Origin of the sequence: Brevundimonas sp. (genome assembly GCF_030656255.1) — a bacterium.
Lineage (GTDB): Bacteria > Pseudomonadota > Alphaproteobacteria > Caulobacterales > Caulobacteraceae > Brevundimonas.
In genome coordinates, this window is the sequence record NZ_JAUSOE010000161.1 from 1 (window position 1) to 10,600 (window position 10,600).

A 10,600-nucleotide genomic window follows, 5' to 3' on the forward strand; every position below is an offset into this window, starting at 1 on the left:
ATGTCCGCGTTCCTCGACGCCCCCGCCTGAGTCGTGCCCGCCCCCCGCCCGCCCAGAAACAACCAGGTCGACCACGCCCCCTCCGGCGGCCGCTGCGCCTCCCGAAGAACCAAGCCCCCAGCGCCCTGACCGTCCTCAGGCCCACCGGGGGTCTGGGGGCTCAAGCAGCCCGAAGGGCGGTAGCCCCCAGGCAAGAATGGTCTCGCCCGCAAATTCCTCTTCCAGAGCGCCCGCAGATCCGCCGCGCTGACGCCCGCCATGACCCGCGTCCGCTGGGACCAGCGCCACAGCCGCGCGGCCTCCGGCTCGTCCCCATCGCCCAGCCGCTTCAGCACATCGGCGTGCAGCTCGCGCACCGTCCCCACCGGATCGCTCCAGTCGATCTCGATGGACAGGGCCGGCTCCCCCCGGCCGTATTTATAGGCCCCCGCCGCCGGTCCGCGCGGCTGATACACCGCCCCCGGCGTGTCCATTTTCCGCAGCCCATAGCGTTGCGCCGCACAGCCGATGGCCCCCGTCGTCACCCCGTACTCGGCCTCCAGGACCGCACTGGTCTCGCCCGCATTCCGCCGCGCCAACAGCTCGCGCCAGCGCGCGGGCGTCATGCCCGAACGGCTCTGAGGAAAGACATGATCCGCCGGCCAGCCCTCCGCCGGCCGCCGGCGATGATCCACCGCATCCGGCGCCTGCCCCTTCATCCGCCCGCGCTTCTTCGCCTGCCAGCAGATGGTCGAGATCGACACCCCATGCTCCCGCGCCAGATCCGACCGCCGCTCGCCCCGCGCATCGCGGTCGAACAACGCCCCCCATTCCTCATCGCTCAGCTTGCTCGGCTTTCCCATTCGGAGAAGCCTAAGCCAGGTCGCTCCTCAGGCGAGCAAATCGCAGATCGGCGTGGTTAGGGGATTGTTTCGGAAGGGGTTCGTTCGCGGAATTAGGTGCGCAGGGGGAGGGTAGCGCCCATAATCGCTGGGTGCGGCACGGCTACCAAGCGCCGACGGCGGAATTTGGTGGACCGCCGAATTGCGACCCTGAGTCTTCTCGCGCTACGTTGCCGCTCACGCTAGGGAATCAAATCAGGTTGTGATCAAGGATGACGAATATCTGGAGCGGCTTGTAGCCGGAATCCACACTATCACTGGCGACGCTGCGGATGTTCAGTGGAATGAGATCATCAATGGCCGGCAGTTCGACGTCGTGGTCCGCTTTCAAATGGGGACGCTGCGCTATTTGGTGCTGATCGAAGTCAAGAATCGGAAACGTCCCGCCTCGGCCTCGGATCTGGACGCTTTCGTTTCCAAGGCGGGAGACCAGAGAGCCAATAAGGCCGTCTTCGTTACTGCGGCTGGATTTCAAGAGGGCGCAAAGACTGTCGCGCTTCGCCACGGGGTCGATCTTTTCACGATCAGCTTTGATCTGGACGAACTGACCATTCCAGCTGCGGCCGGAGCGATGGTGATGCGCAGAAATCCGGACGCCCCGGCCGATGCAGAGACGCAACTCGGGATCGGCGAACTCCGCATCGTGGCCTCGGTCCCATCGTTTGTAGTTGTCTATGATACCGGCGCCCGAGCGACCCTGCCGAGCGAGCCCACACAGATGAACTACTACATGGATCGCACGCGACTCGGCGATGGTCGCTCCTTAATGGAGGTTGTACAGGGACAGCCCATTATGACGTTGAATGAAGGCGAGCGCCTACAGCGCAGCGAGACTTTCCGGCCTGCCACCGCGCTCGTGCCGCCAGACGACTATTTCTTCCCTCGCGGCCGGGCCAAGGCCCTAGAGTGGACGATAGTCGGCACGGCATCGCGCATGATCACCGGCAACCTTAAGATCGATCCGAGTCTCTTCGCTGGGCGGGTCTGCTACACTAATGTCCTGACCGGCGACGTCAGCCGGTTCGGTTTCGACGAACTTCCGCTGGGAACACGTAACGTCAAACCCGGTAGCTTCTACTTTGGCTATCATCCGCTGATGTACTATCGGTGCGATGCGGTGAACGGCGAACTCGTAACTTGGACGCTCGTGGAGAGCTTTCAGGCCGGTGAGCTGATCAGGGCGCGCTTCACCCAGGATATCATCTATGCGTCGCACTACATCCCGGTGACGGACAGGGCGATTCAAGCGCGGCTCGAGCGTCGATTCGCTGATTATGAGGCGCTCGTCGCTCGGGGAGAGGGTTAAGCCCGGCGTTGCCGTCATGATACCCAGGTGCCGGTGTGGACCATTGCGATGATGTCACCACAATGATCAGCTGCGTCGAAGCTGGCCGACTGAGACTCCCGCTTTCGTCATCCTAGGGCTTGTCCCTAGTATCCAGACTCCCGGTATCGACGGTGGAGTCCCCTGCGGACACACCGGGAGTCTGGATCCTCGCCACAAGGGCGAGGATGACGGTTCTATAGGCGGGTTCGCCGCGCGTCAGTCGTCGGCTGAGTCGTCTTTCAGCGTCTTCGCCTTGCGGCGTTCCAGCTGTTGGATGCTGGCGTCGGGGGTGGGCAGGTGTTCGGGCATGACGCCGCCCAGTTCCCCGATGGTGGCGCGGACTTTTCGGCCGACAGCGCGGTGGATGTCGTTGGCCTGAGCCTTGGTGCGGGCGCCGTCGCGTTTCAGCTTGTCCTCGGTCTGGGTGGCGCGGAACAGGTTGGCGGCCAGTTCGGTCGAGCCCATGTGGTCGAGGATTTTCTGGCTCTTCTTCAGACCCTTGTGCGTGTGGATGTCGCGCATCGAGCGGCCGCCGTACAGGCCGCGATAGCCGTGGTCCTGAAACACCGCATAGTCCAGACCGGTGACGACGCCCGCCTGGCCGGCGGCCGAGGCCAGGGCGGTGTTATGGTGGGCCATTTCCCGGCGCAACATCAGGCGACGATCGTCCTCGGACAGGGCGCCGAAGGCGGGATCGTCCTGAATTTCCTGACGCCGGGTCTGGACGGCGAAATAGGTCTGACCGGCGGCGATAATCGGCTTGGCAGGGTCGCCGTTCTGGACGATCAGATAGCAGGCGTAGCGGGACAGACGCAGGTCGGCGAGCTCGCGCTGCGCGCTGGAGCCGATCTGGACCATTTTGGTGACGTCACCGAAATGGTCGGCCGGGTCGAAACCGGCCAACGCCGCCGAGGTGCGGGCCTTTTCCACCACCGCCAGGAAGTTTCGGTAATCCTGATAGCCGAGGACAGGGGCCAGTTCCCGCGCTAGCCAGTATTCCACTCCGTCGTCTTCGCGACGGATGGATTCGAACGACTGCCTATGCGGCTGAGAGGTCTCGATTTCGGCCATGCTTGATGAGAACAAAACAGCAACCTCAAGTCAATAGGGTTTCGCGCGAGAAGAGTGAGGCCGGTTCGTTCTCCGGGGGCGATTTGGTCCAAGCTACGCAGGGAATATCACTTGACCGCGTCAAGCTTCAGGACGACCTTGATCTCGTCAGGAAGATCAACACCGCCGACGGCGCGGCGTTGATCCACACTCCTGCCAGTCACGGTCCAATCCAAGGCTGCCATGTCACCGGAGAGATCCTACCTCTCCGGTGACTACACCGTCGCGTGACGTTCACAGCACAGTCTCGTTTGGGATGTCGGTCAACGCTGATTCGTTGGTCGATTCGCAGTTAAATTGTTTGACTCCGCCAAATGCTAATCCTGCTTGGGGAATTTGTTGTTTCGCTATTTCCTAGGCTTAGGCGAAAACCTGTCCGGCTGGAATTTAAGCTCGAAGCTCTGCTCGACTAAACCGATCTTCAGGTGCGGTTCTTCTACGAATCACTCGCCTCGGCTCAAGCAGGACCCGACTGCATCGGGGCCGGTAGCCGCCTCAATGCGCCGCATCCCAGTTCGCCGCCGCCCGCGCATCCACCACCAGGGGGACAGTCAGGGCCACCGCCGGATCTGACGCATTTTCCATCACGCGCTTGATGACGGTGATGGCGCGGTCGGCCTCGGCCTCGGGGGTTTCGAAGACCAGTTCGTCGTGGACCTGCAGCAGCATGCGGGTTTTCAGTCCGGCCTCGGCCAGGGCTGTGGGCATGCGGATCATGGCGCGGCGGATGATGTCGGCGGCGGCGCCCTGGATCGGGGCGTTGATGGCGGCGCGCTCGCCGAACTGGCGTTCGGCGCCCGATTTCGAGTGGATGGCGGGGATGTGGATGCGGCGGCCGAAGACGGTGGAGACGAAGCCGGCCTGGCGGACCTCGGCCTTGGTCTTGTCCATATAGGTGCGGATGCCGGGGAAGCGGTCGAAATAGGTCTTGATATAGGCGCCGGCCTCGCCCTGATCGATGCCCAGCTGGGCGGCCAGACCAAAGGCGCTGATGCCGTAGACGATGCCGAAATTGATGGCCTTGGCGCGGCGGCGGGTCTCAGAGGGCATGCCCTCGACGGGGACGCCGAACATCTCGCTGGCGGTGGCGGCGTGGATGTCCAGCCCGGCCTTGAAGGCGCGTTTCAGTTCGGGGATGTCGCCGATATGGGCCAGCAGGCGCAGTTCGATCTGGCTGTAGTCGGCGCTGATCAGCAGATGGCCGGGGGCGGCGATGAATGCCTGGCGGATTTCGCGGCCGGTCTCGGTGCGGATCGGGATGTTCTGAAGGTTGGGGTCCGAGCTGGCCAGGCGGCCGGTGGTGGCGGCGGCCAGCTGGTAGCTGGTGTGGACGCGGTCGGTGGCGGGGTCGGCGGCGGCGGTCAGGGCGTCGGTATAGGTGCCCTTCAGCTTGGACAGCTGGCGCCAGTCCAGCAGGACGCGGGGCAGGGCGTGGGTGTGGGCCAGGTCTTCCAGCACGCTGGCGTCGGTGCCCCATTGGCCCGAGGCGGTCTTCTTGCCGCCGGGCAGGTTAAGCTCGCCGAACAGGATTTCGCCGATCTGGCGGGGGGAGCCGATGTTGAAGGGGCGGCCGGCGATCTCGTGGGCCTGGGCCTCCAGCTCGGCCATGCGCAGGCCGAACTCGCTGGACAGGCGTTTGAGGCGGTCGGGGTCGACGCGGACGCCGGCGGTCTCCATCTCGGCCAGGACGGCGGGCAGGGGGCGTTCCAGGGTCTCATAGACGGTGGACAGGCCCTCGCGCGCCAGCCGGGGCTTGAGGAGGCGCCACAGACGCAGGGTGACGTCGGCGTCTTCGGCGGCGTAGGTGGTGGCGGGTTTCAGGGCGACGTGTCTGAACGACTTCTGGCTCTTGCCCGTTCCGGCCACGCTCTTGAACGGGATGGGCTCATGCCCCAGATGCAGCCGCGCCAGCTCGTCCATCCCATGCCCGTGCAGCCCGCCCTCCAGCACGTATGAGATCAGCATGGTGTCGTCATAGGGCGCCACCCGGATCCCCCGCCGCGCCATGACGGCAAGGTCGTACTTCGCGTTCTGCAGCACCTTCAGAACCGACGGATTTTCCAATAAAACCTTGAGCTTCGCCAAGGCCGTCGCCTTGTCCAGCTGCTGAAGCGGCTCCCGCGCCTCGCCCGGCTCCCCAAACAGCCCGCCCTCGCCCGCCTGGGGCTCATGCTCATGCGTCAGCGGGATGTAGCAGGCCTGGTTCGGTCCCACCGCCAGCGAGACCCCGCACAGCCCGGCATGCGTCGCCGACAGCGACGAGGTTTCTGTATCGAAACCCACCACGCCTGCCTGAGTTGCCCGCGCGATCCAGCGATCCAGCGCCTCTTCGGTCTGTACGCATTCGTAGGCCTCGAGGTCGAAGCTCTGAGCCTCGGCGGGACCTTCCACCACCTGCCCGTAGCGAGGCGTGGCGACGGGGGCGCTCAGGTTCGGCGCGCGCTTGGGCGCAAAGGCCGAAATCTCGCTGGGCCCAGCCTTGCCGTCGCCGACGCGGCGCTGCAGCGACCGGAACTCCATCTTGTCCAGGAAGGCCGACAAGGCCTCGGGATCGGGATCGCGCACGGCGAAATCCTCGATCAACTCGGGCGCCGGGGCGTCGCAGGTCAGGCGGACCAGCTCGCGCGACAGACGAATCTGGTCGGCGAAATTGATCAGGGTCTCGCGGCGCTTGGGCTGTTTGATCTCGCCGGCGCGCGCCAGCAGAGCGTCCAGATCGCCGTATTCGTCCAGCAGCTGGGCCGCCGTCTTGGGGCCGATGCCGGGGGCGCCGGGGACATTATCGACGCTGTCGCCGATCAGGGCCTGAAGATCGACCATCTTTTCGGGGCCGACGCCGAACTTCTCGAACACCTCCGGCTCGGCCAGGCGGCGATCCTTCATCGGATCCCACATGACCACGCCGCCGCCGATCAGCTGCAACAGATCCTTGTCGGAGGACACGATCACCGCCTCGCCGCCGGCCTCGCGCGCCTTGCAGGCATAGGTGGCGATCAGGTCGTCGGCCTCGTAGCCGGCCAGCTCGACGCAGTGGACGCCGAAGGCCGCTGTCGCTTCGCGCACCAGAGGAAACTGCGGAACCAGGTCTTCCGGCGCCGGGGGGCGATGCGCCTTGTACTGGTCGTACAGGGTGTTGCGGAAGGTCTTTTCAGAATGGTCGAAGATGGCGACCAGGTGGGTGGGGCCGTCGGCGCCCTTCATGTCCTTCAACAGCTTCCACAACATGTTGCAGTAGCCCTGGACCGCCCCGACCGGCAGGCCGTCGGACTTTCGCGTCAGCGGCGGCAGGGCGTGGTAGGCGCGGAAAATATAGGCCGAGGCGTCGATCATCCACAGCCGCAGGGCGGGGCCGTCCTGGGTGAGGGGGCGATCCTGTTCGGGGGCGGTCTCGGAAGCGGCGGCGTCGGTCATGGCCGGAACATAGGCGGCCGAAGCCGCCGCGTCAGCCGTCAGAATTCGGTCCAGCTGGATCCAGGGTCGCGTTGACCCGGCTGGGCCTGCTGCTGACCCCAGGCGACGATCATCAGAACCTTGTGACTGCGGATACGATACTGGCCGATCATCGGCAGGACGGCGCCCAGAGGCGAGCCCGTCTTGGCTTCGTACAGAAAGCCCGAGAACTCGGCGACGCCGACACGGTCGCGATTGCTGTAGACAGACAATTCCGGCAGCGAAACGACGTTCAGGGTCTCATTGATCGGGATACGCATTTCCGGAATACCGACCACGCGCCGCATCTGCTCCAGCGACAGGGCGCCGGATCGAATCTCGAACACGGCGTCGGACTCTTCCTTGTTGCGGGCCAACCGATAGCCGGCGTCGGACAGGGCGGCGCGGATGGCGCTGATGGCGTAGCGCGAGCCCTCGCCCTGGAAATAGGACTCGTCGACGAAGATGGATGACGCCGTGGGCAGGGGAAGGGACAGGCCTTCGACCGCCTTGTCCGACGCGCGCGCCAGCAACAGTTGTTCGGTCGCGGTGCGTCCGGTGTTGCTTTCGGTCGTTGAGGCGCAGCCCGACGCCAGCACGCTCGCGGCCAGCAGAGCCGCCGTCCGGGACAGGGGAAGGCCGCGCATTACCAGACGCCGGTATTGGGCATTGAGGCCCAGGGCTCGGCCGGCGCCAGAGGCTCGCCTTCCTGCAGCAGTTCGATTGAGATCCCGTCCGGCGACCGGACGAAGGCCATGTTGCCGTCGCGCGGCGGGCGATTGATCACCACCCCGCCATCCATCAGCCTTTGGCAGGCGGCGTAGATGTCATCGACCTTATAGGCCAGATGGCCGAAGTTGCGGCCGCCCTGATAGGTTTCCGGATCCCAGTTGAAGGTCAGTTCGACCTCGGGACAGCGTTCCGCCGCCGACTGTTCCAGATTCTTGGGCGCAGCCAGGAAGACAAGGGTGAAGCGGCCCTTCTCGTTCTCGGTGCGGCGCACCTCCTGCAGGCCCAGCAGGTCGCAGTAGAAATGCAGCGAGGCGTCGAGGTCCTGTACGCGGACCATGGTGTGCAGATAGCGCAAGACTACAAGTCTCCATCCGGGGAGGGGCGGTTCAACGCCCCTATAGCCGCCCCATGGCGATACGACGACTCGGTTGACGCCGGGTAAGCGTTTAGTGCGCCTCGGGCGCGCGGGCGGCCGGGCTCAGATATTCGCTCTCGTCGTGCGGATGGGCCGACAGGACGAAGCGGCGGTCGCAGTAGCCGCATTCGATGAAGTCGTCCTCGCCCATGTCCATATAGACCAGCGGATGGCCCAGAGCGCCGCCACCACCGTCGCAGGCGACGCGCTTGGTCGAAACCACGACTTGTTCGGGCGGAGGGATGATCGCGTCGGGATGGCGGGGCGGCATTATTCGGCTCGTATCTTGGCGAGGAGGCGTCGGGCGCATACCTATGCGGCCCGTCCGGCGGCGTCAAACCGCCGCGCGACCCGATTTCTCGATCAAAGCGCCCCGAATGACCGATGCGACGACCCTGCCCGACAACGCCATCGAGGTGCGCGGGCTGAAGAAGACCTACGCCGGCTCCAAGAAGTCGGCGCCCAAGACGGCCCTGCGCGGGGTCGATCTGGTCATTCCGCGTGGTTCGGTGTTCGGGCTTCTGGGGCCGAACGGCGCCGGAAAATCGACCCTGATCAATATCCTGGCCGGCGTGGTCAAGAAGTCGGAGGGCACGGTGACCATCTGGGGCCGCGACATCGACCGCGAGCCTCGCGACGCCGCCGCTGCCCTGGGCGTCGTGCCGCAGGAGATCGTCGCCGACGTCTTCTTCACCCCGCGCGAGTCGCTGGAGGTCCAGGCCGGTTTCTACGGCGTGCCGAAGAATGAACGTCGCTCCGACGAACTGCTGGCGGCCCTGGGCTTGTCGGACAAGGCCAACGCCTATGTCCGCGCCCTGTCCGGCGGGATGAAACGTCGCCTGATGGTGGCCAAGGCCCTGGTTCACAATCCGCCCATCCTGATCCTGGACGAGCCGACGGCGGGGGTGGACGTCGAACTGCGTCGCCAGTTGTGGGCCTATGTTCGCCAGATCAACGCCGAGGGCGTGACCATCGTACTGACCACCCACTATCTGGAAGAGGCGCAGGAGCTCTGCGACACCATCGCCATCGTCAACCGCGGCCAGGTGGTGGCCTGCGAGCCGACGCCGCAACTGCTGCGCCGGCTGGACAGCCGCAATGTGGTAGTCACGCCTGAGACGCCCCAGGCGACGCCCCCGGTGCTGGACGGCTTCCAGGTCACGCCGCGTCCCGGCGGCGCCTTCGCCGTGACCTACAAGAAGGGTCAGTCGTCGGTGGAACAGGTCATCAACGCCGTCCGCGCCGCCGGCGTCACCATCGCCGACATCACCACCGAGGACCCGGACCTGGAAGACGTCTTCCTGGCCCTGACCTATGGCGACGCCAGCCAGGTCGATCCGACGAAGGATTAATCCACGTCCGCCAGGAATTCGAAGATCGCCGCCTTGGCCTCGGCTTCGTCCAGCATCGGCGCGTGGCCGACGCCGGGGACCTCGACATAGGCCATGGCCGGCGCGGCCTTCTTCATCTTCTCCGCGATGGCGGGGCTCAGCAGATCGGACTCCTCGCCCCGCACCAGCAGGGTCGGCTTGGTCTTCGCCAGACGCCGGAACATAGGCCAGAGGTTCGGGACCAGGGCCTTGGCCCCCGCCGCCCGGATCGGAACCGAGATGTCCGGGTCATAGTCCAGCCCGATCTCCCCATCCGGCTGCTGACGGAAGATTCGCCGCGCGAACCCGTCCCAGTCGGCATTGGAATAGTGGGGAAAGGCGAGCCCGTTGATCCGCCTCGCATAGGCCGCCGCATCGGCCCATGAGCCGATCTCGACGGGCTGGCCGCTGTAGGAGGCGATGCGCGCCAGGCCTTCGGGCGCCACCTCGGGACCGATGTCGTTCAGTATGGCGGCGACCACCGCCCGGGGCTTCAACGCCGTCAGGGCCATGGTGATCAGCCCGCCCATCGAGGTGCCGACGAAGACGGCGCGGTCGATCGCCGCCTGCTCCATCAGGGCCAAGATGTCCTTGGCATAGACATCGGGCCGATAGGTCATCGGATCCGGCGCGCGATCCGACAGGCCGCGTCCGCGCACATCGACGGCGAGGACGCGCCGCCCGCTCTGGGCCAGCAGGGGGGCGATGACCTCGAAGTCGGCGCTGTTGCGCGTCAGGCCATGGATGGCGATGACGGGGGGCCGGGCCACGCCGGGACCGGGCGCATAGTCGCGCGCGAACAGGTCCAGCCCGTCCGGGGATTTCCAGCGACGTTCGACATAGGGAGCGACCAAGGCCACGGCGATCTCCTTCAATCCAAGACGGACAGAGTAATTCACCGCGCGAGGAAATGCGATGGCGTCAGGCGCCGATCAGTTCGCGCACGAAGACGTCGAGATCGCCGCCCTGGAACAGGAAGCCCGACACGCCCGCCCGCTGCGCCGCCTCGATGTCGCGCGGCTGGTCGCCGATCATGAAGGACTTCGCCGGATCGATGTCGTGATCGGCGATGGCCCGCAGCAGCATGCCGGGATTGGGCTTCCGGTCAGGATGGTCGGGATGGCGATAGCGTTCGTCGCGCGCCTCCGGATGGAAGGGGCAGGCGTAAACCGCCCCGATCACCGCCCCATCCTGGGCCAGGCGTTTGACCAGCAAGGCGTTGAAGCCGTTCATCTGGTCCTCGTCGAACATCCCGCGCGCCACGCCCGACTGATTGGTGACGATCACCGCCAGATAGCCCAGCCGGTTCAACCGCCGCACCGCCGCCGTCGCGCCC

General features: G+C 65.6%; 10 protein-coding genes. 2 read left to right on the plus strand and 8 right to left on the minus strand.

Annotated features, from left to right (window positions below; genetic code table 11):
• Positions 1-842, minus strand: an 842-nt coding sequence (locus tag Q7J26_RS16040) for a hypothetical protein (protein ID WP_304937367.1), incomplete at its 3' end; no start/stop codon positions are given.
• Positions 843-1,083: 241 nt separating this feature from the next.
• Between Q7J26_RS16040 and Q7J26_RS16045 the strand changes: the two genes are divergently transcribed.
• A complete protein-coding gene (locus tag Q7J26_RS16045) occupies positions 1,084-2,187 on the plus strand; it encodes a restriction endonuclease (RefSeq protein WP_304937368.1) in 1,104 nt (367 codons plus the stop codon).
• Positions 2,188-2,424: 237 nt separating this feature from the next.
• Here Q7J26_RS16045 and dinD read toward each other — a convergent pair whose 3' ends face one another.
• The 5 genes from dinD to Q7J26_RS16070 all read right to left on the minus strand — a co-directional run bounded on the left by dinD (position 2,425) and on the right by Q7J26_RS16070 (position 8,165).
• Entirely contained in the window at positions 2,425-3,279 is an 855-nt protein-coding gene (gene dinD / locus Q7J26_RS16050) for a DNA damage-inducible protein D (protein WP_304937369.1), read from the minus strand.
• A gap of 534 nt (positions 3,280-3,813) precedes the next feature.
• On the minus strand, positions 3,814-6,729 hold the full coding sequence (polA, locus tag Q7J26_RS16055) for a DNA polymerase I (RefSeq protein WP_304937370.1): 2,916 nt from the start codon (positions 6,727-6,729) through the stop codon (positions 3,814-3,816).
• A gap of 38 nt (positions 6,730-6,767) precedes the next feature.
• The gene (locus Q7J26_RS16060) at positions 6,768-7,394 is read right to left on the minus strand and encodes a DUF6655 family protein (protein WP_304937371.1); all 627 of its coding nucleotides are present in this window, start codon (positions 7,392-7,394) and stop codon (positions 6,768-6,770) included.
• Positions 7,394-7,834: a VOC family protein gene (locus Q7J26_RS16065; RefSeq protein ID WP_304937372.1), complete on the minus strand. Its 441-nt coding sequence runs from the start codon at positions 7,832-7,834 to the stop codon at positions 7,394-7,396. Before Q7J26_RS16065 ends, Q7J26_RS16060 begins: the two co-directional genes overlap by 1 nt.
• A 91-nt stretch (positions 7,835-7,925) precedes the next feature.
• Positions 7,926-8,165: a zinc-finger domain-containing protein gene (locus tag Q7J26_RS16070; protein ID WP_183196887.1), complete on the minus strand. Its 240-nt coding sequence runs from the start codon at positions 8,163-8,165 to the stop codon at positions 7,926-7,928.
• Positions 8,166-8,271: 106 nt separating this feature from the next.
• Between Q7J26_RS16070 and Q7J26_RS16075 the strand changes: the two genes are divergently transcribed.
• Complete coding sequence (locus tag Q7J26_RS16075; protein ID WP_304937373.1) at positions 8,272-9,246, plus strand: ABC transporter ATP-binding protein; 975 nt, start codon at positions 8,272-8,274, stop codon at positions 9,244-9,246.
• Here Q7J26_RS16075 and Q7J26_RS16080 read toward each other — a convergent pair.
• Both Q7J26_RS16080 and Q7J26_RS16085 read right to left on the minus strand, forming a co-directional pair.
• A complete protein-coding gene (locus tag Q7J26_RS16080; RefSeq protein ID WP_304937374.1) occupies positions 9,243-10,124 on the minus strand; it encodes an alpha/beta fold hydrolase in 882 nt (293 codons plus the stop codon). The two genes, Q7J26_RS16075 and Q7J26_RS16080, sit on opposite strands and share 4 nt — an antisense overlap.
• A 61-nt stretch (positions 10,125-10,185) precedes the next feature.
• Positions 10,186-10,600: HAD-IIIA family hydrolase (locus tag Q7J26_RS16085; RefSeq protein ID WP_304937375.1), on the minus strand; the 415-nt coding region annotated here is incomplete at its 5' end.

What these genes read in the sequence shown, in the direction of transcription:
- dinD (WP_304937369.1), bottom strand. Translation starts at nt 3,279, where the DNA reads ATGGCCGAAATCGAGACCTCTCAGCCGCATAGGCAGTCGTTCGAATCC.
- polA (WP_304937370.1), bottom strand. Translation starts at nt 6,729, where the DNA reads ATGACCGACGCCGCCGCTTCCGAGACCGCCCCCGAACAGGATCGCCCC.
- Q7J26_RS16060 (WP_304937371.1), bottom strand. Translation starts at nt 7,394, where the DNA reads ATGCGCGGCCTTCCCCTGTCCCGGACGGCGGCTCTGCTGGCCGCGAGC.
- Q7J26_RS16070 (WP_183196887.1), bottom strand. Translation starts at nt 8,165, where the DNA reads ATGCCGCCCCGCCATCCCGACGCGATCATCCCTCCGCCCGAACAAGTC.
- Q7J26_RS16075 (WP_304937373.1), top strand. Translation starts at nt 8,272, where the DNA reads ATGACCGATGCGACGACCCTGCCCGACAACGCCATCGAGGTGCGCGGG.